Genomic DNA, 26,779 nt, shown 5'->3' with positions numbered 1-26,779 from the left:
CCTGAGCGGAGGGGGCTCAGGAGGCCAGCGTGCCGGGCAGCACCGCCCGTGGGCCGAACTTCGCCCGCGCCCGGTCCGCCACCTCCTCGATCCGGCGGACCTTGTCGTCCACGGGGTCGAAGGTGAGCTGGTAGGAGGCCTGTTCGGCGGGGGTGAGCCCCTCGGCGCGCAGGACGAGCACGCGGACCCGGGCGCGTTGCAGGCCGAGGGCCTCGTACATGCCGTACGCGGTCCGCGTCAGTGCCGGCGAGTGCGCGGTCGGCTCCTTGAGGGTGCGGCTGCGGGTGGTCGCGATGGGGGTCCCCCCGTTCGAGCCGGTTCGAGAGCGGGGGAGGTCGGCGTAGCGCACGGTGAGGGTCAGGGTGCGGCAGACCTTCTCCAGGGCGCGCAGCCGGGCGCCCAGTTCACCGGCGGCCGAGAGCAGTGCGCGGCGGTGCCGGTCGGGGTCCAGCTCGTCGAGGGGGAAGGGGCGTTCGGCCACGAGGGAGCTGGAGACCGCGTTCGGGACGACCCGGCCGCGGTCGATGCCGTTCGCCTTCTCGTGCAGCTCGCGGCCCGCCTTCGCGCCGACCAGCCGCTGGAGCGTGGACAGCGGCGCGGCGGCCACCCGGCCCAGGGTGTCGAGTCCGTACTCGCGCAGGGTGCGGGCGGTGGCCGTGCCGACGCCGGGGAGCGCGCCGACGGGCCGGTCGGCGAGGAACTCCGCGACGGCGTCAGGGCCTTCGGGGACCGCCCGGATCGCCCCGGGCCGTGCGTCCTTCAGCGCCATCCGGGCCAGCAGTGGGCCCGGCCCGGCGCCGATCGCGCAGTCGATGCCGTACAGCGCGAGGGCGCGGACCCGGATCATGGCCGCCAGGTCGGCGGCGCCGCGGCCGAAGTACCGTTCGGCGCCCCGCAGATCGGCCAGCGCCCCGTCCGGCGGCAGGGCCTCGACGACCGGGGTGAACTCCGCCAGCAGCCCGAGCAGCCCCGGCAGGGCCGCCTCGTACATCGGCGGCAGCTGGAAACGTACGCAGAGAATGGTCATCCCGCACTCCCCGGGCTCTGGTGCCACAACTTCTTTCCACCCGCCGGGCCCTCGCCCGCGGGGCGCAGATCGGCCCAGGGGTGCATCTCGTACCCCGTGGCCATGCGAATCGTCCGGTCCGGCGCCGCAGGGGCCGCCTCCGTCTGCGGCGCGGGCGCCGCCAGCCGCGCCGCCACCTGGTCGAGCCCGCCCTCGGCGCGCAGTTCGACGAGTTCGGCGAGGTTCCAGGCGGCGGCGCCCACCACGCTGAGGCTGCGCGGGCCGCGCCGCTGCACCACCCCGCGCACCAGCAGCAGCCAGGAGTGGAAGACGGTGTGCGCGCAGGCGTCGTGGGAGTCGTCGAAGAAGGCGAGGTCGACCAGGCCCGTGCCGTCGTCCAGGGTGGTGAAGATGACGCGCTTGCCGGAGCGGATCGGCGGGGTCTGGGTGGCCGCCTTGGCGCCCGCGACCAGTACGGTCTCGCCGTGCGGGGTCTCCCGCAGCCGGCGTGCCGAGACCACGCCCAGCTCCTCCAGGAACTCCCGGTGGTCGTCCATCAGGTTGCGCGAGGCGTCCATGGACAGCACGCCCAGTTCGGCGCTGAGCCGTTCCGCCGAGGTGAGGTCGGGCAGCCCCGCGGAGGCGGTCTTCCGGCCGCCGGCCAGCGGGAGCTGCCCACCGCCGCCGCTGCGGGCGCCCCGGTGCAGCTCGGTCAGATGGAGTTGCAGATCCCGGCGGTTGGCGCCGAACGCGTCCAACGCGCCCACCTGGGCGAGCCGTTGGGCCAGCGGCCGGCTCGGCCGGGCCCGCTCCCAGAAGTCCAGCAGGGAGGCGTAGGGCTGTCCGTCCGCGATCCGCGCCGCCTCGGCCTCGCTGATGCCGTGCACGTCGCAGAGGGCGAGCCGCAGTCCCCAACGCCCGGGAGAACCAGGGGATACGGCCGGTTCGGACGCGGATCCGGACACGGACGACCCGTCCGGCTCGGACACCAGTTCGATGCGATGGGCGACCGCCGACCGGTTCACGTCCAGCGGCAGGATCGGCACCCCGCGCCGCCGCGCGTCCGCCAGCAGCAGCCGCTTCGGGTACATCCCGGGGTCATGGGTGAGCAGCCCGGCGTAGAAGGCGGCCGGGTGATGCGCCTTCAGCCACGCCGACTGGTACGTCGGTACGGCGAAGGCCACCGCGTGCGCCTTGCAGAAGCCGTACGAGCCGAACGCCGCGACGATCTCCCAGGTCCGCCGTATCGTTTCCGCGCCGTATCCGCGCTCCGCCGCGTGCCGGGCGAACCACACCCGGATCCGTCCCTGCGACTCCGGGTCGGACAGCCCGCGCCGCACCTGGTCCGCCACGCCCCGCCCGCAGCCGGTCATGATGGCGACGATGTCGATGATCTGCTCGTGGAAGACGACGACCCCGTAGGTGTCGCGCAGCGGCTCCGCCAGGTCCGGGTGCGGGTAGCGGACCGGCGCCCGCCCGTGCCGCGCCTCGATGAACGGCCGCACCATGTCGGCGGCGACCGGACCGGGCCGGAACAGCGATATGTCGACCACCAGGTCGTGGAAGGCGGCCGGCTGGAGCCGCCCCACCAGATCCCGCTGCCCCGGCGACTCGATCTGGAAGCAGCCCAGCGTCTCGGTGGAGCGGATGAGTCGATAAGTCGCCGGATCGCCCTCCGCGACCGCGTCCAGGTCGATCCGCTCCCCCGTCGCCCGCTCCACCTCGGCGACCGCGTGCGCCATCGCCGACTGCATCCGCACGCCCAGCACATCGAGCTTGAGCAGCCCGAGGTCCTCCACGTCCTCCTTGTCGAACTGCGCCATCGGGAACCCCTCGCCACTGGTCGGCACGACCGGCGTACGGGAGAGCAGGGAGGCGTCGGACAGCAGCACCCCGCACGGGTGCATGGCGACCCCGCGGGGCAGGGCGTCGAGCGACTCGACCAGCTCCCACAGCCGGTCGTACCGCGCGGCGTCCTGCCGGGACTCCCCCGCCAGCTGCCTCAGCTCGGGCAGTTCGGCCAGGGCCGCGCGGGCGTCGCGGGCGCGGATGTGCGGGAAGGACTTGGCGATGCGGTCGATGTCGGCCGGGTCCATGGACAGGGCCGCGCCCACGTCCCGGATCGCATGGCGGACGCGGTACGTCTCCGGCATGGCGACGGTCGCCACCCGCTCGGTGCCGAACCGGTCGATGATCGCGCGGTAGACCTCCAGGCGGCGCGCGGACTCCACGTCGATGTCGATGTCGGGCAGCGCGATCCGCTCCTTCGACAGGAAGCGCTCCATCAGCAGCCCGTGCTCGACCGGATCGGCGTGCGCGATGCCGAGCAGATGGTTGACGAGGGAGCCCGCGCCGGAGCCGCGCGCGGCGACCCGGATGCCCATCCTCCGTACGTCGTCGACGACTTGGGCGACCGTCAGGAAGTAGGAGGCGAAGCCGTGGTGGGCGATGATGTCCAGCTCGTGGTGCATCCGCTCCCAGTAGGCGCGCCGGCCGGTGTAGCCGCGCAGCACCATACCGGCCGCCGCCCGCGAGGCCAGGGCCCGCTGGGCGGTGCGGCGGCCGGCGCCGACGAGGTGCGGCTCGGGGAAGTGGACGCTACCGAGGCCGAGGTCGTCCTCGGGGTCGACCCGGCAGTCGGCGGCCGTGGCCCGTGTCTGCTCCAGCAGGCGGTGGGCGGTGTCGCGGCGGTAGCCCGCGGCCGCCACGATCCGCTCGGCGGCGCCCAGCATGGCGTCCGCGTCCTTCAGCCAGGCCTCGCCGGAGTCCAGCTCCTTCGTCGGGTCGATCGGGACCAGCCGGCGGGCCGCGTCCAGGATGTCGGCGACCGGGCCCTGCCCGGGGTCGGCGTACCGGACGGCGTTGCTGAGCACCGGCCGGATCCGCTGTTCGGCGGCGAAGCCGACGGTGCGGGCGGCCAGCCGCAGGGAGCCGGGTCCGGTGCCCGCGCGGCCGTGCCAGACGACCTCCAGGCGCAGGGCGTCGCCGTAGCTCTCGCGCCAGGGGCCGAGGAGCCTGGCGGCGCGGTCCTGGCGGCCCTCGGCGAGGGCGCGGCCGACGTCGGAGGCGGGGCCGAGCAGAACGGTCAGGCCGTCGCCGTGGTTGCCGGACCAGGGCAGCAGCGGGGCGCCCGCGGCCCGGTGTCCGTCCCGCCCGGACGGGGCCGGGGACGTCGGGGAGTGGGCCGTGGTGACCAGCCGGCACAGGTCGGCCCAGCCGCGGGCGCCGTCCCGGGCGAGGAAGGTCGCCCGGGGTGTCGACTCGTCGATGAAGGCACCGCCGCGCACGGGCGTGCGGCGCCGCGTACGCCGTACAGCCTCCGGCTCGCCCACCGCCAGCTCGACGCCGAACAGCGGCCGGACGCCCGCACCGGCGCAGGCCTTGGCGAAGCGGACCGTGCCGGCGAGGGTGTCGCGGTCGGTGAGGGCGAGGGCGTCCATGCCCCGCTCGGCGGCGCGCTCGGCCAGCCGCTCCGGGTGCGAGGCGCCGTAGCGCAGGGAGAACCCGGAGACGGTGTGCAGATGCGTGAACCCCGGCACACGCACCTCCCGCACTCGTGAGCCCCGACCAGCTCTCGAACATCAGTTCCCAACTCCCTCACCCCACCATACCCTCATTCCCGAACATGTGTACGACACCCATTCGAACGCCTCCCACCTGCACAAACGCCACCCACCGGGCCCGTTTTGCGGCGGATTGCCGTACGGGGAAGCGCTCATGCAGCCGGAGCCGAATCCGCTGCCGAACGGCCGGTCGGACTCCGAGGTGCGGGAGAGCGTGCCGCACGAGATCGCCGACAAGGCCGCGGCGGTCGGCAGAGTTCTGCACGCCCACCAGTCCCTGCCGAGACCACCACGCACGGAGGCGACGGCACCCCGAGCCACCCACACCGACAGAACCGCCCGAACCGGCCACGAACGCCGAGCCCCCGCGCCGGAGAATCCCCGCACCACCGCCAGAACCCGCCACAGCACCGGCGGAGCCACCCGTCCCGCAGGGGCCCGCGTGCGGAAGTCCCGCCCCTCGCGCGTGGGGCGGGACTTCGCGGGGGACGTGGCGCGGCTCAGCCGATCTCGGCGCCGGTCGCCGAGAGCGCCTCCGTGACCGGCTGGAAGAAGGTCACACCGCCGGAGGCGCAGTCGCCGCTGCCGCCGGAGGTGAGCCCGATCGCGTCGCTCCCGGAGAACAGCGAGCCGCCGCTGTCACCGGGCTCGGCGCACACATCGGTCCGGATGAGACCGCTGACCGTGCCCTCCTGGTAGTTCACGGTGGCGTTCAGACCGGTCACCGTGCCGGAGTGCACCTGGGTGGTCGAGCCGCTGCGGGTCACGCTCATGCCCACGGTGGCCTCGACCGCGCCGGTGATCTGCTGGGCGGATCCGTCGTAGAGGTCGACCTCGCTCGGATGGTCGACGTCCGCGGTGTACTTCACCAGCCCGTAGTCGTCGCCCGGGAAGCTGGACTGATCGTTCTGGCCGATCACGGTGCCGGACGAGTCCGACCAGGTGGAGATGGCCTCGGTGCAGTGCCCGGCGGTCAGGAAGTACGGCTCCCCGCCCTTGACCACGTTGAAGCCGAGCGAGCAGCGCCCGCCCGAGCCGGTGATGGCGTCGCCGCCCGCGACGAAGGGCTTGAACTCCCCCTCCGAGCGCTGGAGTTCGGCCGTGCCACCGAGCCCGTCGACCACCTCGGCGAGCTTGGCCCAGGCGGCCTCCGAGACGGTCCGGTCGGCGGTGACGACGACCCTGTTGCCGACCGGGTCGACCGCCCACGAGGTACCGGGAACGGTCGCGTCCCGCTTCAGCGTCGCACGGGCGCCGTCGAGTTCGGCGAGGGAGTTGGCGACGACTCTGGCCTCGGCGCCGGCCGCCTCGACGGCCCGGACCGCGCTCTCGTCGAGCACATTGACCACGAGGTGCTGCGCCTGCGCGTCGTAGTAGCTGCCCGCGCTGTCGCCGCCGAGGTCACGCACGAGCGTGGAGGCGAGCTTTCCGGCCGCCGGGGCCGACAGGAGCTGGGGCGCGGCGGCCTCCGCCGGCTCGCCGGCGTTCGCAGTCTGGAAGGTGACACCCGCTGCGACCAGCGCGGCGATTCCCGCGCCCGCCACGGCGACCCGCCGCCTGGGTATGCGTCGGTGCTTCAACTCACGTCCTCCTGTGGGGGGATGGCCCGGAACGATAGTGGGGATCGCACGGGCCGGAAGGCTGGTTGACGGGCGCCTACTATTCCGAGGCCCACAGGGAGCACACAAGGTCGACTTCAGGACGCGCGTACGGCGGTCTCGCGCGCCCCCGCCATTTTGACCATGCACCGTCACCGCAGGAGATTCGCACTGCAAACACTACGTGCGAGTAACTGCTCGGCGGACAGTGACCCTCAGCCCTGGCCGGAATCCGACCCTCCCGGCGTCTGGGGCAGTTGCTGCTGCGCCCTCTCCAGGAAGCGGAGCAGTTCCACCGGGAAGGGCAGCACCAACGTGGAGTTCTTCTCGGCGGCCACCGCCACCACCGTCTGCAGCAGCCGCAGTTGCAGCGCGGCGGGGGTCTCGGCCATCTGCTGGGCGGCCTCCGCCAGCTTCTTAGACGCCTGGAGTTCCGCGTCCGCGTTGATGACCCGGGCCCGGCGTTCGCGGTCCGCCTCGGCCTGCCGGGCCATGGACCGCTTCATGGTCTCGGGCAGGGACACGTCCTTGATCTCGACCCGGTCGATGCCGACCCCCCACTCCACGGCCGGGCTGTCGATCATCAACTCCAGGCCCTGGTTGAGCTTTTCCCGGTTGGACAGCAGATCGTCGAGGTCGCTCTTGCCGATGATGGACCGCAGGGAGGTCTGCGCCATCTGCGAGACCGCGAACCGGTAGTCCTCGACCCGGACGACCGCGTCGGCCGGCGAGGTCACCTGGAAGTAGACGACGGCGTCGACCCGCACGGTCACATTGTCGCGGGTGATGCCCTCCTGGGCGGGCACGGGCATCGTGACGATCTGCATGTTCACCTTGCGCAGCTTGTCCACGAACGGGACGACCAGGGTGAATCCCGGTCCGCGTACCTCCGGGCGGAGCCGGCCGAGCCGGAACACCACACCGCGCTCGTACTGTTTGACGATCCGCGCCGCCGCCATCACGTACACCGCTCCGGCGGCCACGAGGGCCGCCCCCGCCGCCGCCAACTCCTCGACCATGCCGGCCCCCAGGGGTCCGAAGTGGGAGTGTCCGGGAGAGCACCCCCGTCCTTCGAAGGTAACTCCGGTGGGCGGCCAAAAGGGAGCCCCCGCACGCCGGTTGCGTGCGGGGGCCGATGCCGCGAAGGCCGTCGCGCGGGCGGACGTCAGAAGACGTGGACCCCGTAGGCGCTCAGGGCCTCGGTGACCGGCTGGAAGAAGGTCGTGCCGCCGGAGGAGCAGTTGCCGCTGCCGCCGGAGGTCAGACCGTAGGCGATGCCGCTGTTGGAGTACAGCGGGCCGCCGGAGTCGCCGGGCTCGGCGCAGACCGTGGTCTGGATGAGACCGCTGACGATGTCTCCGCCGCCGTAGTTGACCGTCGCGTTGAGCCCGGTGACCTGGCCGCTGTGGGTGCCGGTGGTGGAGCCGCGGCGGTAGACGGTGGTGCCGACGGACGGCGTGGCCGCACTGGTGATGTCCACGCTGCCGACGGTGCCCGACTTGGCGACCGAGCTGTTCGTGTAGCGCACGATGCCGTAGTCGTTGCCGGGGAACGACGAGCCGGCCGTGGTGCCCAGCGTGGTGGTGTGCCCGGAGTTCGACCACCAGGTACCCGCGCCGTCGGTGCAGTGACCGGCGGTCAGGAAGTAGTAGTTGCCGCTGTTGTCCTGGACGTTGAAGCCGAGCGAGCAGCGCCAGCTACTCGCATAGATGGCGTCGCCGCCGGAGATCAGCTTGTTGAACGTGCCCGGGGTGCGCTTGATGGTCAGGGCACCCGAGGTGGCTCCCGCCTGCTCCTTGATCTTGGCGATCTCGGCCTGGGAGACGGTGCTGTCGACGGTGACGACGACACGGTTGGTCTTGCTGTCGACCGCCCAGGCCGTGCCGGGTATGTCGGCCTTGAGGACGGAGTTGCTCGCCGTGCTGAGCTGGTTGGTGCTGAACGTCGGTACGTCGCTCGCGCTGGCGGTGGGGGCTGCGAGCGCTGCCGCGGCCACGAATCCGGAGGCAAGGGCGATCAGCCGAGTCCGTCTCGCGATACCGCTGCGCGGGGTGGTGCGCTTGATCCTCACGTTTCGTTCCCTCCCAGGGGAAGTCGGGGGCCCGCGTGGGGTCGGGGCCCGTGAGGCGCAGCCAGGGGCACGAACGACCGGATCCCAGTCACGACGTGTCCCTGACAAACGCTGAGGGGGAGTATTCGGCCGAACGGCCGGTCGGCGCAAGGGTGCCTTTCAGCCGTCACCCTTTGAACGCGCTTTGCGAGTTGTTGGCCCGCTCTTGCCCGCACCGCCCCGTTTTCGGACCGGGTTCCACTCCCCCGCAGGCCGGATTCCGCCGGCCATCGGGCCAGGCTCCACCCCCCCTTCAGACCGGTTCCGCCCACCTTCAGGCCAGGTTCCGCTCCCCCGCCTCGATCGCGACGCCCAGTGTGTTCCCCGGCGGCGGGAAGGGGCATATGAAGTGGTCGGCGAAGGCGCACGGCGGCAGTTGGGCGCGGTTGAAGTCGACCGTCGTACGGCCCTCGGCGTCGGGCGCCGCCGGGTACAGGAAGCGGAACCGGAAGCTGCCGTCCCCGCTGGTGGCGTCGGCGAACACCGCCCACAGCCGCCCGTCGGCCCGCCGCGCGACCTGGAGCGTCCGCTCCTGTCCGGCCACGGTGAAGACGAGTTCACCGGCGAGGCCGAGGCCGCGTTCGACCCCGTCCGCGGTGCCGACCCGCACGGTGCGCGCCGCCTCGTACGGGGTGTAGCGGCCGGGCACCGACCAGCGGGGATCGTACGGCGTGGCGTCGATGCCCCGGAAGGCGCGGCGCGGCGCGGCGTCCGGGTCGTAGTCCCGCACACCCCAGATCCCCTCGCGGACCAGCACCACGAGCCGGCGCTCGCCGAGCGTGACGCGGGCCGCCGGTTCGGCGTCGGCGCCGAGCCCGACCGCACCGGCGAACGGCCGCCCGTCCAGGGCCAGCCCGTCGCTCTCGGTGGCGGCTAGCACGACACCGGCGCCGTCCACCACCCACTTCCCGGGAATGTCCGGAAGTCGCCCCTCCGGATGGTCCTCGATCCAGTGCGTGCCGACCAGCGCGAGCGGCCCGTAGGGGGCCGCCACCGTCTCCGTGCGCCGCTCGTGCCAGCGCTTCCAGTCGTCGTTCGGGTCCGTCGTCATGGCGTCGTCAGTCCTTCCGTGCCGGGGCCGAAAGCCCCAGGTGTGAGCGGAGCGTGGCACCCCGGTATTCCGTGCGGAACGCGCCGCGCTCCTGGAGCAGCGGCACCACCCGGTCCACGAACTCGTCGAGCCCGCCGGGCCCGGTGTGCGGTACGAGGACGAAGCCGTCCGCGGCGTCCTGCCGTACCCACGCGTCGAGTTCGGCGGCGACCGCCTCGGGGGTGCCGACGAAGCACGGGCGTTCGCCCGCCTCCTTCAGTTCGGCGGCCCGCTCCCGGGCCTCGGCCGCGGTGTCGCCGAGGACGACAGCGACAACGGGCATGACTTTCAGGTCGTCCGGCGCCCGGCCGTACTTCTCCAGGCGGCGCTTCACATCCGCGGAGAAGGCACGGCCCGCCGCCGGCCGGACTCCGAACCCCCGGTCGCAGCAGACGACATCGGCCCGGGCCGCGGCGGACTCCCGGTCCTCGTCCGCATCGCCCGCCGCGATCAGCACCGGGTGCCCCTGCGGCGAGCGCGGCACCGTGAACTGTGCTGCGGCGCGACGGACGTTCCCGTCGGTGACGGCGTCCGCCGAGGTCACCACCTGCCACGCCGCCCGGCCGCCGCTGAGGTGGTCCAGCGTGGCCAGCCGCCGGGCGAGTCCGTCCGGTTCGCCGAAGGCCGTGTCGACCGTGGCGGCGAGCCCCAGCCGCTCGGTCACCGCGGCGAGCGCACCGAGCACGGTGACCGGCTCGGGCCCCCTCGCGTCCGCGTCGGGGATCCGGCCCTCGTGCTCGCGCGGGAGCCGCCCGCCGGCGAGGAGGAGGAAGTCGAACAGCCCGCGTTCGGCGGTGCGGGCGAACCGCTCGTAGGAGGAGAACGCGCGCCACGGTGTCCCGTCCGGGGCGGACCCGTCCGCACGGGGCCCGCAGGGGGCCAGCGCGGCGAGGTGCATCTGCCTCCCGGCGGGCCCGCGCGCGGTCATGACCCGTCCCCGGCGGGCGCGTACCGGTGGGCGGGCCGGGCCAGACCCAGGTGCTCCCGCAGTGTGCCGCCCGGGTAGAAGGTGCGGAACAGACCGCGGTGCTGGAGCAGCACCACGGTGCCGTTGACCAGCCGCTCCAGGTCGCGGCGCGGCTCGGCGGGGACCAGGTGGAAGCCGTCCACGGCGCCCTCCCCGTGCCAGGCGGCGATCAGCTCGGCCAGGTCGACGGGACCCCCGCGGTACAGCGGCGGCCCCTGCACGCCCTGCCGGGTCCCGCCGCGTCGCCCGGGCCCGCGCCCCCGGCCCGGCAGCGGGAACCCCCAGCCGGGCTCCGCCGTGGCCTCGCCGCCGCCGAGGTCGACGACGAGGCTCGCCAGCACCCGCAGCGTCTCCGGGTCCCGTCCGAACCGGGCCGCGGCCGACCGGAGTTCCTCGCGCGCGGCGGCCGCCTGGGCACACCCCGGCGCCCGGACCAGCGCCACGTCCGCGTACCGGGCCGCCGTGGACCGGGCGGGCCCCTCGGTGGCGTCGACCACGCGCACGGGGTGCCCCTGGGGCGGGCGCGGCCCGGTCGAGGTGCCCCGGACCGGGAAGCCCGAGCCCGTGCGGTCGACGGGGTGCCGCCCGTCCCGGGCGCCACGGCGGCCGGAGAGGCGCGCCGCGCTCTCGGTGGCCGGGGCGTCGAGCCGCCAGCCGGCCCGGCCCCGGCTGATCCAGTCGAGGGTGGCGACGGCCGCCTGGACATGGGACGGCTCGGTGTGCGTGGTGGTCACCGTGGGCACCAGTCCGACGCGCCGGGTCTCCGGCGCCACCCGGGCGAGGACGGTGAGCGCGTCGGGCCCGGGGCGCGCGAGACCGTCCCCGAGCGTCACGAAGTCCAGCCCGCCGCGCTCGGCGAGCCGCGCCGGCTCGGTGTACGCGGCGGCGTCGTACGCCCCCGGCTGGTCGACGGCGGCGGCCAGGTGCAGCAGCCCCCGGCCGGACGATCGGGTCATGGGAGGCAGACCTTTCTGTGCCGGGCCGGCGGCCTCACAGCACGAGCTGTCCGAAGTTCTTGTGCACGGGCCTGATGCCGGCCATGACGCTCATCGTGTGAATCCCTTGGTGACGGTGGGGTGGACGGGGCGGCTCAGGCGGCGGTGCGACAGGCCGCCTCGCGCAGCAGGACGAGGGCCGCGCGGGCGGTGGCGTCGTTCTGCCGGAACGCCGGTCCGCCGGTGCGCGGCCGGGTGAAGGCGCCGGGGGTGCGGCCGTCGGTGTAGGGGCCGAGCGCGAACCGGCGGGGATGCGGCCGGCCGGCGCCGTCGAGGATCCGTCCGTCGGCGGGGTCCACCCGCAGCAGCCCGTCGGGGGTCTCGGCGGCGCCGTCGGCGTGCAGCGCGCGCAGCAGGCCGTCGCGGGCGCGCCCGACGGTGGGTTCGGGCAGCCGGGCCTCCACCAGGGCGCGCGCCTCGACGCGGAAGCCGGGCACGGTGGCGGAGGCGGCCCGGAACACCCCGTCCTCGGCGGTCACGGTCATGTCGGCGCCGACGAACTTGACCACGCCCGCCCGGGACAGCGCGAGCAGCTGCCGCAGCCGGGGTCCGGGCGGCCCGGAGGCGAGGTAGCTGAAGAAGCCGTGCCACCAGGGGCCGACGCCGCCGAGCCGGATCAACTGCCCGTAGACGGACAGCAGCGCGAGGAACACCGCCAGGTCCGGGCTGTGTCGCGGATCGTGACGGCGGCTCAGATCGGCCTCGACGTAGGCGCGCAGCCCGTCCTGGAACTCCTCGTGCGAGGCGTGCCGCACCCCGTCGAGGGGGCGGTCGAGCGCGGCGAGGTCGAGCCGGTCGGCGGGGTCGGGTACGGCGCCGGCGACCAGCGCACGGATCTCGTCGCGGGTCCGGGCGGCCGCGTACTTCTCCTCGAAGTCGGCGTAGGCGACGGCCGTCCGCTCGGGATGGTCGGTGAACAGCCGGTGGTAGTGGGCAAAGCCCAGTTCCTTCGCCACCAGCGGCCATACGTCCCGCCGGAAGTCGAAGCCCGCCGGCCGGGCGAGCAGCGCGTCGACCTCGGCGGGCCCGAAGAAGCGGGGCAGCGGGGGGCGTTCGCCGGTCCAGTCGTAGCCGATCTTGGAGTGGTACGGCACGCCGCGCCGCGAGCCGACGTACAGCACCGGTTCCCGCCCCGACGGCAGGTACGCGTCGCCCTCGTACCGTCCGCCGCGGCCCTCGGTGAGCAGCACCATCAGGTCGACGAAGGCCAGGCCGAAGCCCCGGACCAGGACGGGTTCGCCGGCCTCGATCGGGGACAGATCGGTGTCGGCGGTGAAGTCGGGCGGCAGGTGAAGCAGCCCGTGGGTGTCCGCGTACGCCGCCAACTTGGCCTGTTCGGAGTCGAGTTCGGCATCCAGATGGCCGAGGGCGAGGATGACGGCGTCGGCGGAGAGCGGGCGCGGGCGGCCCTCCAGCCACACCTGCTGGCGCCCGTCGCGCGGGCCGCTGATCCGCAGGGCGCGCCGGGGGTGGTGGTGGACGACCACGTCCGCGGGCAGGTCGGCGACGGCCCGGTCGTACACCCAGCGCAGATACCGGCCCTGGAGCTGCCGGTCGGCGAAGGTCCGGCCGTCGAGCCCCGCCCATTCGTGCAAGGTGGGGCCCTCCCGCACCGGGCCGGCCATCCGCACCGTCTCGTCGGTGAACATGGTGACGTCCTCGGCGTGCGAGTTCATCCACAGCAGCGGGGACTGCGCCGCGCGCCAGATGCGTCCGGCGCCCGGCGGGCAGGGGTCGACGAGATGGATGTCGAGGCCCTGACCGGCGTACAGCTCCGGGGCGTTGGCGGCGATGCGCTCCAGCAGACCGGTCCCCCGCGGTCCGGCCCCGACGATCACCAGCCGGCGCCTCATCGGCGGGCCTCCGAACCGCGCGCGTAGTGCCGCTCCACATAGTGCCGGCCAATACCGAATACGGAGGTGACCATGGTGCCGCGCGCCACCTCGGCGGCGTAGGCGGCCTCGTGCAGGGTCGGTCCGGTGATCGGGCATAGCAGGACGAGGACTTTGGCGAGGGGGTCGGATGACATGCGAAGGCTCCGTGACATAGCGGGGACACGGTGGGCGTCTTCACACGGAGCGCCTCGCGGCGCCTACGGCCGAGCCCCTCAGCAGAGCCGTCCGACGAGAGTACGTGGGCGTTTCCCCTCGCTGTCAAGGGTGTCCACACTGTGAGCGGCACGTCTCAGGCCGGTTGACGCGGCACCGGGGACCTGTTCCACTTGGCGCATGCGTCCACAGCAGTGGCTGGTCACCCGCTCCCACATCGACTTCGGTCGCGTGTGGTCCTCCTCCTGTTGAGCTGACCCACTGCGCGCCCGCCCGCCGGCGGGTGTCCCGCGCGTTCTCCCCTTGCGTTCCGCGCACCTTTCCGCCTGCGCCCGCGCTTTTCTCCTCACGCCTTCACACGCGCTCCCCTCGCGCCCAGCACTCTTCCGTCCGCAGGAGCCCGCTGCCCGATACGAACACCCGTCTTTCCGCGCCGTAGTCGAAGGACTGAGCAGGCCCGGTGAAGCCCACTACGGTTCGACAGCGCCCCGAAGGGGCGCGGGGAACTGCGCGACCAGCCACGACGGTGCCGCAGCCGACCGACGGCACATCACGGCATCCCCAGCGGAGCGCTCAGCAGAACAGCCCGAGGGCCGCCGCGCACCCGGCCCGCATGCCCCGCCGGTCCCGGCGCGGCAGCTCGCCGCCTGAGGGGTCGCCAGGCGGTCCGTAGGGGCCGTTCGGCGGCTGCGGGGCCCGCGGGGCCTGCGGGGGGCCGAAGGCGGCCTCGGGCGGGTGCCCGCAGGGGGTCGTACCGAACGCCCGGTCCACCGAGCGCCGCAGCTCGTGCGTTAGGTCCTGTCGTCAAATTCCCGTCGTCCGCCCGGAGGGCGGGCCCTGCGGCGTCGTGGGGGTCCCCCCCTGGTCGAGCGGAGCCGAGAGCTTGGGGGAGCGTGCTCTCGGTGTGCCGGGCGCGGGTCCTCGCACTGGACGTACTTGGGCCTGTGTCCGGTGCGGCGAGTGGGGGTGCCCCCTGCTCGGAGAGCTCGGGGGAGCGTGCATGGCGTCGCGGGGCTGGGGGCACCTCCCGGCCGGAGGCTGGGGGAGGGAATTTGACGACACGGCCTAGCAACAGATGGGCGAGCCCGCCGTCGACGAACTCCACCTCGCGCAGTGCGAGCCGGATGCCGTGCAGCGCGTCGTCGGCGAGACGGCGGGCCTCGGTGAGCGGGGTGCCGGTGGCGGTGAGCGGGTTCCAGGCATCCGACGCGACGTCGGCCGCCCGGTCCTCCACGGCGTCCAGCAGATGCGCGGGCCGTCCGAAGAGCCGGCCGGCCTCGGCGAGCGGCGCGGCGTTCCCCGGCCGGCCGGCACGGCGGCGGTCGCGGTCTCGGTCGGTTCGGTGACGGTCAGGATCGGCGTGCCCGGTCCCGCCAGGGTCTCGATGCCGGCCTGCCGGTCGACGGCGTCGACGAGGACGGCGGTGTCGAAGCCGACCAGCGAGCCGCCGCGGGCGCCCGCCCGGCCCCAGTGCGCGGCAACCCGGCGCGCGGCGAGCGCCACCGGACGGTGCGTCAGCAGCCCGTCCCCGTCGGCGACATGGTCGCGCACCTTGGAAGCGGCGAGCACCGGCGAGACGGCCGCCGCGAGCCGCGCGCCCTCGCCCTGCGCGACGGAGGCGGTACGCATCCCGCGCAGCGGGCAGGGCCCCGCCGTGCGCCGCCCCGTCCCCGCCCGGCCGGCCTGAGCCCCCGTCAGAACCGAGAGCAGCAGCCCGTCGTAGTTCGTCACGACCCGGGCGAACTGCCGGCCGGCCGGCGCCCCGGATCGGCCGCTCCGCTCACCCGGACGCACCACCTCTCACCCATACGCCGCGATGAATCATATTTCACTCACAGTCAGCAGCCGTACGTGGCACAACCCTTGGGGGGACCGGGCTCTCGACGTATTCGCTGTGCACCAGTAGCGTCACAAACCCCCCGCGCGGCGTCTATCCACTTGGCGCGCCATCCGCATCATGGACGACCATAGGGATGCGGAAAGCAAGAAAGACCGCTGTGAGAGGAGGCGTCCATGGGATCGGTACGCAAGGCGAGTGCCTGGCTTGGCCTCGTCGACGACAACGATGACGAGCGCTACTACGACGATGACTACTCCGAAGGGACCGAGCAGCCCGGGGATGCCTGGGTCACCGACCCGCGGGTCAAGGTGGCCTCGGACACCGCCGAGGAGAAGGGCCGCCGGATCGGCACGGTCACCCCGGACAGCTTCCGGGACGCCCGCGCCATCGGCGAGCTGTTCCGCGAGGGCGTCCCGGTCATCATGAACCTCACGGCCATGGAGGCCGCCGACGCCAAGCGCGTCGTCGACTTCGCGGCCGGGCTCATCTTCGGCCTGCGCGGCTCCATCGACCGCGTGTCCAACCGCGTCTTCCTGCTCACACCGGCCGACACGGAGATCATCAACGGCGAGCCGGCCGCGCACCGTTCGGACGGCTTCTTCAACCAGAGCTGAGGCAGGGCCGCTCACCGGCCCTGCCTCGGCCTCCGGGCCGGGTCAGCGGAAGGCGTCGAGTCCGGTGAGCGCCTTGCCCAGCACCAGCTGGTGCATCTCGACGGTGCCCTCGTAGGTGAGCACCGATTCGAGGTTGGTCGCGTGCCGCATCACGGGGTATTCGAGGGAGATCCCGTTGGCACCGAGGACGGTCCGTGCGGTACGGCAGATCTCGATGGCCTCCCGTACGTTGTTGAGCTTGCCGAAGCTGACCTGTTCGGGGCGCAGCCGGCCGGCGTCCATCCGCCGCCCCAGATGGTGGGCGAGCAGGATCCCCTTGTGCAGTTCCACCGCCATGTCGGCGAGTTTGGCCTGGGTGAGCTGGAAGCCCCCGATCGGCCGCCCGAACTGCTCCCGTGACTTCGCGTAGTCGACAGCGGTCTCGAAACAGCTGCGCGCGGCGCCCATCGCGCCCCAGACGATGCCGTACCGGGCGTGCGAGAGGCAGCTCAGCGGGCCGCGCAGGCCGGCCACCCCGGGCAGTACGGCGTCGGCGGGCAGCCGTACGTCGTCCAGCACCAGTTCGCTGGTGACGCTGGCGCGCAGCGACCATTTATGCCTGATCTCCGGAGCGGCGAAGCCAGGGGCGTCGGTCGGCACGGCGAAGCCGCGGATGCCGTCGTCGGTCTGCGCCCACACGACGGCGACGCCCGCGACGGAGCCGTTGGTGATCCACATCTTGCGGCCGCTCAGCACCCAGTCGCCGCCGTCGCGCTTGGCGTGGGTGCGCATCGAGGCGGGGTCGGAGCCGTGGTCGGGCTCGGTGAGTCCGAAGCAGCCGATGACCTCGCCCGAGGCCATGCGGGGCAGCCAGTGCCGCTTCTGTTCCTCGCTGCCGAACCGGTGGATGGCGTACATGGCGAGGGAGCCCTGCACGGAGACGAGCGAGCGGATCCCGGAGTCGGCGGCCTCCAGTTCGAGACAGGCGAGGCCGTACTGCACCGCGGAGGCGCCGGCGCAGCCGTACCCGGTGAGGGACATGCCGAGGGCGCCGAGGGAGCCGAGTTCGCGGGCGAGCTCGCGGATGCCGGGGAGTTCACCGCTCTCGTACCAGTCGGCGACGAACGGCAGGACGCGGTCCGCGGCCCAGGCCCGCACGGTGTCGCGGACGGCCAGGTCCTCCGGATCCAGCAGGTCGTCGAGGCCGAGCGGGTCGGCCGGGTCGAACGGGGGCAACGTCGAGGACGCGGACATGGAACACCCTCCGAGACACAGAACCAAGCGCTCCGCGGGAAGCGCCGTGCTGCGCCGTCGGCCGGCCGCGGCGGCATCGTGGCCGGCCACTCCCGCGCGCGGAACCGCATGCTCGATACAGCCCCGCGTCCCTTTCGGGCGCCGCCGAACCACAGCGGACTTCGCTCGACCCGCTGAGCACCGCCAGTTACATTTCCGCCCCGACGCTACGACGCGGCACGCCCGGCGTCCACCCCGCTGTCCGACCGGCGCTGCCGTGCGCTTCACGCCGAGACGGGGGCCCGCTCGGCTCCCCGGGGCGTGGGCAGCTCCACCGGCGCCGGCTCGCACTGCATCGCCCGGGGCAGCCGCAGCGCCATCGCCGCGCCGAGCAGCAGCAGGCCCGCGCTCACGAGCAATGTCACATGCAGTCCGTGCACGAAGGAGTCCTTGGCCGCCCGGCGCAGGGCCGCTCCGGCCGGTCCGCCGAGCCGCCCCGCCACCTCGTACGCCTCCCCGAGCGAATGCCCGGCCGCCGCGGAGGCCGGCGCGGGCACCCCGGGCACGGCGGTGAGGCCGGGCGCGTAGGCCGCGTTCATCACGCTGCCGAGCAGCGCGATCCCGATCCCGGCACCCAGCTGGTAGGAGGTCTCCCCGATCGCCGCGGCCCCGCCCGCCTGCCGGGCCGGCGCCTCGCTCAGCATCGACTCGTACGCGCCGAAGAGGGTGGTCTCCAGGCCGAAGCCCAGCAGGACGAAGCCGGACAGCAGCAGCCCGGTGTTGTCGTGGCCGCCCATCGCGGTCAGCATCAGCACGGCCACCGCGGTCAGACAGAAGCCGAAGCACACCGTCCGCCGGGGCCCGAAGCGGCGCAGCAGCCGCGCCCCGGCCAGCCCCGCGGCCATCGCCGCGATGGTCAGCGGCAGCAGCCGCAGGCCCGTCTGGAGCGGCGAAAGACCCAGCACCAGTTGCAGATACTGTGCGGCGATCAGCTCGAGGCCCACCAGCGCGAGCATGGCCAGCACGATGCAGCCGACCGCGGTGCTGAACGCAGGCCGCGCGAACATGCGCAGGTCCACCAGCGGATACGGGCGCCGCCGCTGCCGGCGCACGAACGCCACCAGCAGCAGCACGCCCAGGAGCAGCGGCACCAGCGTGTACGGGCTCGCCGCCGGTTCCCCGCCGCCGAGCCGTTTCACGCCGAGCACCAGCCCGAACAGCCCGGCCGCCGCCGTCAGCGCGCCGACCACGTCCCAGGGTCCGTCGCGCTCCCCCTTCGACTCGGGCAGCAGCAGCCGCCCGACGGGCAGGCTGACCAGCATCAGCGGGATGTTGACGAGGAACACCGAGCCCCACCAGAAGTGCTCCAGGAGGAAGCCGCCGAGCAGCGGTCCGACCGCCGCGCCGACCGCGGCCACCGCGCTCCAGACGCCGATGGCCAGCGCGCGCTCCCGCCGGTCGGGGAAGACCTGGCGGAGGATCGACAGCGTCGCCGGCATGATCATGGCGCCGCCGACGCCGAGCAGCGCCCGCGCCAGGATCAGCACCTCGGCGCTGGACGCGGCGGCGGCCAGCGCGGAGGCGACGCCGAACAGGGCGTAGCCGAGCAGCAGGATCCGTCTGCGGCCCACCCGGTCGCCGAGCGTGCCGAACAGGATCAGCAGCGAGGCGCAGACGAGCGGGTAGACGTCGACGATCCAGAGCAGCGCGATGGCGCCGGGCTTGAGGTCCTCGGTGACGGCGGGCACCGCGACGTGCAGCACGGTCGCGTCGAGGGCGACGAGCAGCAGGCTGACACAGAGAACGACGAGGACGACCCACCGGTTGGCACCGGCCCCGGCCGCCCGACGGCGCAGCCCAGCGGCGGCCGTGGTCGTCCCGGACATGTACGTACCTCCAAGAAGTTCCCTCGCGTCCGGCGTACATCGGCGGGGTGGGGACGCCCCGCCGTACGGCCGGAGAGGAGCGGGGTCTCCAGCTGCGCGCGATACGAACGCGAGTGACACGCCAGCGTACGCGAGTTCGTCGCGGTGGTACGTGGCGGACCTCTCACCGTGCACACCAACCCGTGTGGCGTACACCACTCCCCAAACCCTTGACCGCCTCCCGGCCTGCGGCGTGGTTCCCCGGCCGGTCGATAATCGAGCCCGTGACGGATCTTGCGACGCGCGTGACCCCGGCTCGCGCCACACCGCTGCGCCGGGCGGCCCCGGCCCTGCTCGGGTACGCCGCCGTCCGCGCGCTGGGCCTGGTCGTGCTGGCGGTGTGGAGCGCAGCGCGCGACAAGAGCGCCCACACGCTGCTGACCGCCCGCTGGGACGCGCTGTGGTACACGCGGGTCGCCGAGCTCGGCTATGGCTACGAGGTGCGGCTGCCGAACGGCGACGTCCACTCCGACCTCGCCTTCTTTCCGCTGCTGCCCTGGCTGGAGCGGCTGCTGCACGCGGTTACGCCGCTGTCGTACGCGGACGCGGGATTCGTCGTCGCCCTGCTCGCCTCGTGCGCCGCGGCCTGGGGGATCTTCGCGGTGGCGGACCAGGTGTACGGCCGCCGGGCGGGGGTGTGCGCCGTCCTGCTGTGGGCCGTGCTGCCCGTCGGGATCGTGCAGTCGATGGCGTACAGCGAGTCGCTGTTCACGGCGCTCGCCGCCTGGTCGCTGTACGCGGTGCTGACGGGGCGCTGGGTGAGTGCCGGGCTGCTCGCCGCGTCGGCCGGGCTGACCCGGCCGGTGGGGCTCGCCGTGGTCGCCGCGGTGTGGGTGGCGGCCGTTGCGCCGTTCGTGCGAGGTTGGCGCACCTCGACTTCGGACGGCGCGCACAATGACGAATGCGCCCCCGACGCCGTAAGCGCCGCCCGCGCCCGGCGCGTTCGGAGCGTGAGGGGCGCGCGCGACGCAACACGCGCCCCTTCCGTCACTCCGGCCGCATCTGTGCGGCGGCGGGCCCTCGGCACGCTGATCGCTCCCCTCGGGGCGGCCGGCTATGTCCTGTGGGTCGGCCATCGCACCGGCGGGGGCCCGCTCGGCTACCTCGATGTGCAGGCGGGCTGGCGCAACGGCTTCGACGGCGGATACGCCTTCGCGCATTTCATCGCCGACAAGTTCACGTCAATTCCATCGGCCCTCGCCGGACTTGGGCTGATCATCGGGGTCGCCCTGCTGATCTGGCTGTACGTGGCCGGGATACGCCAGGGCCAGCCGCTCTCCCTGCTGGTGTACACCGGCGTCGTCACCGCGCTCGCCCTGTGCGCGTCAAGTTACTTCGGCTCGAAGCCGCGCCTGCTGCTGCCGGCCTTCCCGCTGCTGCTGCCGCTCGCCCGGTCCCTGGCGCGGCTGCCCACATCCCGATCGGTGCAGGTCACGGCCGGTGTCGCGGTGGCGTCGGCGGTCTACGGCGCGTTCTGGCTGAACGGTTCAGGACCGCCGTGATCACCCCCGGCCGCCTGGTGAGCGGCAGGGAAATTTCACCCGATGCCCCGGTGAACGAATTCATAAGCGCCGTAAAACGAACACCCGGCATGATCAAAGGAATTGCACGGAGCATCGTCCGTGGATTGTGGAATCTTCGGTAATTGGCCGTCAGTTGAGAGGTTTCCCACATCACATCGTCATCACAAAGCCGCTGATTCGTCCGGGCACCCAGCTCACTCGCTGTAACGTCGATTGGGTGCGTACCGAACGAAACCTCACCCGTCTGGACCGGGTGTTCGCCAGGCTGGACCGTGAGCCGGAACGACCGGCCCACATCGATGTGCCGAAGATGAGCCGGCACCGGGTCGTTCTGTTCTCCGCGACCCTGGCTTTCTACCTGGCGATCGTCTGGGCCGTGGTGACCACCTCGTGGTTGGTTCGGCTCGACTGGCAGGTCATGTTCTTCCGGCCCTACCAGCAATGGCCGGAGATCCACGCCTTCCTCGACTACTACGTCGTGCTCGGCCAGCGCGGCCCCACCGCGGTGATGGTCTCGGCCTGGCTGGGCTGGCGCTCCTGGCGGCAGCACACGCTCCGTCCGCTGCTGACCCTCGGCACCTCACTGCTGCTGCTGAACATCACGGTCGGCGCCGCGAAGCTCGGCATGGGCCGGCTCGGACCGCACTACGCCACCGTGATCGGCTCCAACGAGATGGGTCTCGGCGGCGATATATTCCCCAGCGGCCACACCGCCAACGCGGTGGTCACCTGGGGCATCCTGGCGTATCTGGCCTCCACCCCGAGGGCGCGCCGCTGGCTGTCCGCGGTGTCGGCGGTGACCTCGCTCGGCGTCGGTCTCACCACCGTCTACCTCGGTACGCACTGGCTGAGCGACGTGCTCCTCGGCTGGGCCGCGGGACTGCTGATCCTGCTGGCACTGCCGTGGTTCGAGCCGCTGATCGCCAAGGCCGAGACCGCCCTGTTCGACCTGCGCGACCGCTGGCGCGCCGGCCGCACGGCTCCCGCGTCCGCCGTCCCGGTCACGCCCGTGGTGCTCAAGCCGCGCACCACGCCCGCCGACGAGGCGCCCGCGGCCCGCGAGCCGGTCGCCTCGGTCCGCGCCCCCCGGGCACCGATCCACCTGGCACCTGGCCCGCACACCACGCGCTCGGAGCGCACCCCGGTCACCCCGGTGGGCAGCCGCCGCCCGCCGCACGCGGACCGCGTCCCGCGCAGCGGCGCCCCGGCGGCCCGCCCCATGACCGGCGGCTGACGGCGCCACGGCGGCGGGTCCGGTACGCACGACCACCCGCCGCCGCACCGTCTCAGCCCTTCCAGGCGCGCGCCACCCTGCCGTCCCGCACCTCGAAGTTCAGCCGCCCCACCCGGTACTCCATGGTGATGATCGCGCCCGGCGGCAGCGAGCGCACGGTCGACCAGCCGCGCTGCCGCGCCAACCGCTCGGCAGCGGCCGCGTCGAGGCCGACGTACCCTTCCGGACTGTCCTTGGGCTCCGCTGGCGGAGTCGGAATCGGTGCCATGCGGCCACGCTAGGCCCTGTCCGGCGGCCGGGGAAGCCGGAACGGCCGCGGGCGCCCGCGGATACCTCTCCGGTCACGCTTCTGTCACAGAATCACGACATGCGTTTCGGTCGAACTACGTCACACGTACGGGCGGTTCCCTACGTCTTACCGGCGCATTCGAACGAAATTGCCGCGTGTTGCGGGGGCCCTTCGAAAAGCACCGAGGAAAGTTCCGGGAGTGCCGCTCGGGGACGACCAAGGAGCTGCATTCCCGGCTGAATCCAAGCGGTTCACAGGAACTGACGTCGCATAGGAAATTCACCGCGCCGACACAGCATCCCCGTATGCCCACCGCATGCCCGCCGCCGGGCCCACCGCGGGGCGGGCGGCGACCGCGGCGGACCCGGCGCGACGAGCGAAGGGGCGAGCGATGGGGACCGAGACCGCAGCGACGACGGTGCGCCCGGGGCCGGGCCGGCGGGGCGGCCGGGTGGCCGTGGACTGGCTCACCACCACCGACCACAAGAAGATCGGCCACCTGTATCTGATCACCTCGTTCGGGTTCTTCCTGGTCGGCGGGGTGATGGCCCTGCTGATGCGCGCCGAACTCGCCCGCCCCGGGCTGCAGATCGTCGACAACGAGCAGTTCAACCAGCTGTTCACGCTGCACGGCACGATCATGCTGCTGCTGTTCGCGACGCCGAGCTTCGCGGGCTTCGCCAACGAGCTCATGCCGCTGCAGATCGGCGCCCCGGACGTCGCCTTCCCGCGGCTGAACATGCTGTCGTACTGGTTCTTCCTGTTCGGCGGCCTCATCGTGCTCGGCTCGCTGGCGGTGCCGAACGGCCCGGCCGCCTTCGGCTGGTTCGCCTACGCGCCGCTCAACAGCGCCGCGCACTCCCCCGGCGTCGGGCCCGACCTGTGGATCATGGGGCTCGCGCTGGCCGGTTTCGGGACGATCCTCGGCGCGGTCAACTTCATCACCACCATCGTCGGGATGCGCGCGCCGGGCATGACCATGTTCCGGTTGCCGGTCTTCACCTGGAACACGCTGTTCACGTCGATCCTGATCCTGATGGCGTTCCCGGTGCTGGCGGCGGCGCTGCTGGTGCTGGAGGCCGACCGGCGGTTCGGCTCCCGGGTGTTCGAGGCGGCGAACGGCGGGGCGCTGCTGTGGCAGCACCTGTTCTGGTTCTTCGGGCATCCCGAGGTGTACATCATCGCGCTGCCGTTCTTCGGGATCATCACGGAGATCATCCCGGTCTTCAGCCGCAAGCCGATCTTCGGGTATCTGACCCTGGTCGGCGCGACGATGTCGATCACCGGGCTGTCCATCGTGGTGTGGGCGCACCACATGTTCGCCACGGGTGCGGTGCTGCTGCCGTTCTTCTCCTTCATGTCGTTCCTGATCGCGGTGCCGACGGGCGTGAAGTTCTTCAACTGGACCGGGACCATGGTGAAGGGGTCGCTGTCCTTCGAGACGCCGATGCTGTGGTCGTGCGGCTTCCTGGCGACGTTCCTGTTCGGCGGGCTGACCGGGGTGATCCTGGCGTCGCCGCCGATGGACTTCCACGTCACGGACTCGTACTTCGTGGTCGCGCACTTCCACTACGTCGTGTTCGGCACCGTTGTCTTCGCGATCTTCGCCGGCTTCTACTTCTGGTGGCCGAAGCTCACCGGGAAGATGCTCGACGAGCGGCTCGGGAAGATCCACTTCTGGACGCTGTTCGTCGGCTTCCACACCACCTTTCTGGTGCAGCACTGGCTGGGCGCGGAGGGCATGCCGCGCCGCTACGCCGACTATCTCGCCGCCGACGGCTTCACCGCGCTGAACACGGTCTCCTCGATCGGCGCCTTCCTGCTCGGCCTGTCGACGCTGCCGTTCCTCTACAACATCTGGCGGACCACCCGGTACGGCGAGCGGGTCCAGGTCGACGATCCCTGGGGCTACGGGCGCTCCCTGGAGTGGGCGACCTCGTGTCCGCCACCCCGGCACAACTTCATCACCCTGCCCCGAATCCGCTCCGAGTCCCCGGCGTTCGACCTCCACCACCCCGAATACGCAGCCCTGGAATCCACCCACCCCACACCGACCCCCAGGCCCATGTAACCGAGGACCATCAAGTCCGGGTCCGCGCCGATGACCCACTACCAGCCGATCCCACGCCGGGCGACGACGCCCCTGAGCGTGCCCACCGGACACAGAACGGACGGACGGAGCCCAGCTACCACGGTCGCGTGGACCGCACGGACTCCGCCCGCCCCGGTAGCGGATCCGGCGGGGCGCGTCGCTGACTGGCGGCAAGGGCCGCTCAGAGCGCCAGGCGCCGGCCCGGGACGATCAAGTCCGGGTCCGCCGCCGATGACGGCCTTGTCGGCGACGCAGACCCACTACCAGCCGGTCCCTCGCCGGGCGGCGACGCCCCTGAGCATGCCCACCGGACACGGAACGGACGGAGCCCAGCTACCACGGTCGCGTGGACCGCAGGACTCCGCAGGGCGCGTCGCACTCACTGCTCCGCTCGCGCTTCCCCCCGCTGCGCAAGACCCCGCCCGGGCAGTGGACCGGGCGGGGTCCCGTTCAGAGCGCCAGGCGCCGGCCCGGGACGATCAAGTCCGGGTCCGCCGCCGATGACGGCCTTGTCGGCGGCGTAGACCCACTACCAGCCGGTCCCACGCCGGGCGGCGACGCCCCTGAGCAGTCACCGCCGGAGCCCTGCTGGGATTTCGCTCAGAGCGCCAGGCGCTGGCCCGGGACGATCAAGTCGGGGTTCGTGCCGATGATGGGCTTGTTGGTGGCGTAGATCCGTTGCCAGCTGGTGCCGTGCCGGGCAGCGATGCCGCTGAGTGTGTCGCCCTCGCGGACGGTGTAGTCATCGCCGGTGTCCCGCTGCCGTGGCTGCGTGGACCGTACGGACTCCGCAGGAGCACTCTGCGGCGTGCTCGCGGCGGAGCCGGACGCGGCGCGGGTCGAGCAGACCGGCCAGGCGCCCCAGCCCTGGGCGCCCTGGACCTTGGTGGCGACGGCGATCTGCTGCGCACGCGTGGCGCGGTCGGCCGTCGGCGCGTACGCCGTGCCGCCGTAGGCGCGCCAGGTGCCGGCGGAGAACTGGAGCCCGCCGTAGTAGCCGTTGCCGGTGTTGATGTGCCAGTTGCCGCCGCTCTCGCACTGGGCGATGCGGTCCCACACTCCGCCGTCCGCCGCCGCGGCGTTGCCGGCCGCGGCCAGTACCCCCAGCGGGGCCAGCAGCGCCGCCCCGGCGAGGACCGCCGCCGTCCGCACCCGGCGGGCGCTGTCGCCCGGGGCGCCGTCCTGACGAACGTCGTTGCGAGTGATGTCGGCATTTATATCGGCACATTCGGACATGTAGTTCCCTCTCCACGGACCCGGGCTCCCCCAAGCCGGGGCGCGGCCCCCGCGCAAGGACGCGGGGGCACCGCGCTCCGGCCCGTCCGCCCGCACCGGTGCCGTGATGGTGCCGGTCCCGGCGCGGCAGCGGACGTACCCGAGCGGTGCTCGCTGCACACGGCGGAGGAATCTAGGCAGCCGGGCGGCCCGGTTTCAACCAACTCCTCGTCCGTCCAGGCCAGTTGACTGTTACCTCAGGTATCAGCGATTTCCGGACACCCATTTCATTCGCCGATTTCCCGATTTGTCGACCCGTCGCCCTACCCACCTGTGACCCAGTTCACCGATTCAAGTCCCCTTGATTCACAAGAAGTTGACAGGGAGTGAACGATTCCGCACCAGGGGTGACCCGGCACACCGAGTGGTGCGATTCCGTTCTCCCCGGAGCGTGACTCCCGCCACAGGTCGCCCGTTGTCTTCTTCATGAGCCCGGAATGCCGGGGCTCACGGGCCGGGAGCCACCCGGTCGCACACCGCACCGCATCCCGAGGGAGCCACCGTGCCGCGCATGCTCGACGTCAGCGACGCCGTACGCGCCGAGATCGGCGACGAAGAAGCCGACCGGCTGCTCGCCGGAGAGAACGCCCCGGGCAGTTACGACTGCACCTCCTGCCGCACCCCGGGCGACTCCGAGCAGGAGCGCACCAGCACCGTCCTGTTCATCGGGGACGAGACCGCCGTCCTCGCCTTCGCCCACGCCAGCTGCCTGCCCTCGCAGGTCGTCCAGGTCACCGAGGAGCAGTTGCGCGGGGCGGTCCGCTCCATCAGCGGCGACGCCGCCTCCGCCGGCGGCCCGGCGCGGGCGGTGCCCGAGCAGGCGGTGCTCGGGGTGACCAGCGGCCTCGTCCTGATCTCCGGGGAACTGCACCCGGCGCTCGTGGTGGAGCCGACCGCGCCGATCGTGCGCCCCGGCACGATCGGGACCGGGGACGACTTCCTGCCGCTGCTCATCGAGCAGGGCTTCATGCCGCTGACCGTGCTGAACGCCGTGCCGCCGGTGCTGCACGGCTGGTCCGTGCTGCTCGCGGTGGGTCAGCTGCACGCCGTCCTGCAGCCGGGCGGCAACGGAGGGCAGCCGGTCGCCTGGTGGCAGGCGCACCAGCCGCTGCAGGTGACCGACAGCTGGCGGGCCGCCGCCAACAAGCACCAGCAGGTGCTGATGTTCGCGGCACCCGTGGGCTCCATCGGCCGCCAGCCCCGCGAGGACCTGCTGCGGGACGCGCTGGACACGGCCGCGGCGCACGGGAAGCTGGTCGCGGCCACACTGCCGCTGGCCGGAACCTGACGGCGCCGCACGCCCCTTGAGGGCCGGGCCCGGTGCGTCGCTCGTCACGCAGTTCCGCGCGCTCCCAAAGGGGCCCGGCCGGGCCGCATCCCCAGCAGCTCCGGGTCGTT

General features: G+C 72.8%; 19 protein-coding genes and 2 pseudogenes. 5 read left to right on the top strand and 16 right to left on the bottom strand.

The annotated features are described in order from the left end of the window. Positions 1-16: 16 nt before the first annotated feature. The 12 genes and pseudogenes from CTZ28_RS05795 to CTZ28_RS05745 all read right to left on the bottom strand — a co-directional run. A complete protein-coding gene (locus CTZ28_RS05795) occupies positions 17-1,027 on the bottom strand; it encodes a DNA polymerase Y family protein (protein WP_121888165.1) in 1,011 nt (336 codons plus the stop codon). Beyond that, entirely contained in the window at positions 1,024-4,545 is a 3,522-nt protein-coding gene (locus tag CTZ28_RS05790; protein WP_121888484.1) for a DNA polymerase III subunit alpha, read from the bottom strand. The genes CTZ28_RS05795 and CTZ28_RS05790 overlap by 4 nt, the downstream gene beginning before the upstream one ends. A 524-nt stretch (positions 4,546-5,069) precedes the next feature. Further along, a complete protein-coding gene (locus CTZ28_RS05785; protein ID WP_121888164.1) occupies positions 5,070-6,149 on the bottom strand; it encodes a S1 family peptidase in 1,080 nt (359 codons plus the stop codon). A gap of 233 nt (positions 6,150-6,382) precedes the next feature. After that, positions 6,383-7,186: a slipin family protein gene (locus CTZ28_RS05780; protein WP_121888163.1), complete on the bottom strand. Its 804-nt coding sequence runs from the start codon at positions 7,184-7,186 to the stop codon at positions 6,383-6,385. A gap of 146 nt (positions 7,187-7,332) precedes the next feature. Next, entirely contained in the window at positions 7,333-8,238 is a 906-nt protein-coding gene (locus tag CTZ28_RS05775; RefSeq protein WP_121888162.1) for a S1 family peptidase, read from the bottom strand. Positions 8,239-8,551: 313 nt separating this feature from the next. Beyond that, on the bottom strand, positions 8,552-9,328 hold the full coding sequence (locus tag CTZ28_RS05770) for a DUF1684 domain-containing protein (RefSeq protein WP_121888161.1): 777 nt from the start codon (positions 9,326-9,328) through the stop codon (positions 8,552-8,554). A 7-nt stretch (positions 9,329-9,335) separates the two neighbouring features. Continuing rightward, positions 9,336-10,295: an LLM class flavin-dependent oxidoreductase gene (locus CTZ28_RS05765; protein WP_121888160.1), complete on the bottom strand. Its 960-nt coding sequence runs from the start codon at positions 10,293-10,295 to the stop codon at positions 9,336-9,338. Then, positions 10,292-11,290, bottom strand: a complete 999-nt coding sequence (locus CTZ28_RS05760) for an LLM class flavin-dependent oxidoreductase (RefSeq protein ID WP_121888159.1) — start codon at positions 11,288-11,290, stop codon at positions 10,292-10,294. The genes CTZ28_RS05765 and CTZ28_RS05760 overlap by 4 nt, the downstream gene beginning before the upstream one ends. A 134-nt stretch (positions 11,291-11,424) precedes the next feature. Beyond that, complete coding sequence (locus CTZ28_RS05755) at positions 11,425-13,182, bottom strand: FAD/NAD(P)-binding protein (protein ID WP_121888158.1); 1,758 nt, start codon at positions 13,180-13,182, stop codon at positions 11,425-11,427. Then, entirely contained in the window at positions 13,179-13,358 is a 180-nt protein-coding gene (locus tag CTZ28_RS05750) for a hypothetical protein (protein ID WP_121888157.1), read from the bottom strand. The genes CTZ28_RS05755 and CTZ28_RS05750 overlap by 4 nt, the downstream gene beginning before the upstream one ends. 595 nt (positions 13,359-13,953) lie before the next feature. Then, positions 13,954-14,172: pseudogene (locus CTZ28_RS48035) on the bottom strand (hypothetical protein); the annotation flags it as partial. Between the two features lie 271 nt (positions 14,173-14,443). Beyond that, positions 14,444-15,171 (bottom strand): annotated as a pseudogene (locus CTZ28_RS05745) (hypothetical protein); the annotation flags it as partial. Positions 15,172-15,390: 219 nt separating this feature from the next. On the opposite strand from CTZ28_RS05745, the gene CTZ28_RS05740 reads away from it, so the two are divergent. Then, on the top strand, positions 15,391-15,831 hold the full coding sequence (locus CTZ28_RS05740; protein ID WP_121888156.1) for a cell division protein SepF: 441 nt from the start codon (positions 15,391-15,393) through the stop codon (positions 15,829-15,831). Between the two features lie 42 nt (positions 15,832-15,873). Here CTZ28_RS05740 and CTZ28_RS05735 read toward each other — a convergent pair whose 3' ends face one another. Together CTZ28_RS05735 and CTZ28_RS05730 are read right to left on the bottom strand one after the other, a co-directional pair. Continuing rightward, complete coding sequence (locus CTZ28_RS05735) at positions 15,874-17,064, bottom strand: acyl-CoA dehydrogenase family protein (RefSeq protein WP_121888155.1); 1,191 nt, start codon at positions 17,062-17,064, stop codon at positions 15,874-15,876. Positions 17,065-17,327: 263 nt separating this feature from the next. Further along, positions 17,328-18,929: an MFS transporter gene (locus tag CTZ28_RS05730; protein WP_121888154.1), complete on the bottom strand. Its 1,602-nt coding sequence runs from the start codon at positions 18,927-18,929 to the stop codon at positions 17,328-17,330. Between the two features lie 263 nt (positions 18,930-19,192). On the opposite strand from CTZ28_RS05730, the gene CTZ28_RS05725 reads away from it, so the two are divergent. Further along, positions 19,193-20,470: a glycosyltransferase family 39 protein gene (locus CTZ28_RS05725; RefSeq protein ID WP_121888153.1), complete on the top strand. Its 1,278-nt coding sequence runs from the start codon at positions 19,193-19,195 to the stop codon at positions 20,468-20,470. Positions 20,471-20,708: 238 nt separating this feature from the next. Further along, the gene (locus tag CTZ28_RS05720; protein WP_121888152.1) at positions 20,709-21,725 is read left to right on the top strand and encodes a phosphatase PAP2 family protein; all 1,017 of its coding nucleotides are present in this window, start codon (positions 20,709-20,711) and stop codon (positions 21,723-21,725) included. A gap of 52 nt (positions 21,726-21,777) precedes the next feature. Here CTZ28_RS05720 and CTZ28_RS05715 read toward each other — a convergent pair whose 3' ends face one another. Further along, positions 21,778-21,993 (bottom strand): I78 family peptidase inhibitor, encoded by a 216-nt coding sequence (locus CTZ28_RS05715; protein WP_121888151.1) that lies wholly within the window; start codon positions 21,991-21,993, stop codon positions 21,778-21,780. Positions 21,994-22,405: 412 nt separating this feature from the next. On the opposite strand from CTZ28_RS05715, the gene ctaD reads away from it, so the two are divergent. Then, a complete protein-coding gene (gene ctaD, locus CTZ28_RS05710) occupies positions 22,406-24,085 on the top strand; it encodes an aa3-type cytochrome oxidase subunit I (RefSeq protein ID WP_121888150.1) in 1,680 nt (559 codons plus the stop codon). Between the two features lie 621 nt (positions 24,086-24,706). Here the strand turns inward: ctaD and CTZ28_RS05700 are convergent. Continuing rightward, positions 24,707-25,342, bottom strand: a complete 636-nt coding sequence (locus CTZ28_RS05700) for a LysM peptidoglycan-binding domain-containing protein (protein WP_121888149.1) — start codon at positions 25,340-25,342, stop codon at positions 24,707-24,709. 541 nt (positions 25,343-25,883) lie between these two features. Here CTZ28_RS05700 and CTZ28_RS05695 point away from each other — a divergent pair. After that, the gene (locus tag CTZ28_RS05695) at positions 25,884-26,669 is read left to right on the top strand and encodes a hypothetical protein (protein ID WP_121888148.1); all 786 of its coding nucleotides are present in this window, start codon (positions 25,884-25,886) and stop codon (positions 26,667-26,669) included. Positions 26,670-26,779 lie beyond the last annotated feature (110 nt).

This window comes from Streptomyces shenzhenensis (assembly GCF_003688995.1).
In the GTDB taxonomy this organism is placed as follows: domain Bacteria; phylum Actinomycetota; class Actinomycetes; order Streptomycetales; family Streptomycetaceae; genus Streptomyces; species Streptomyces shenzhenensis_A.
Note: the sequence above shows the minus strand (reverse complement) of the source record. Positions and strands in the feature narration are given on the sequence as shown.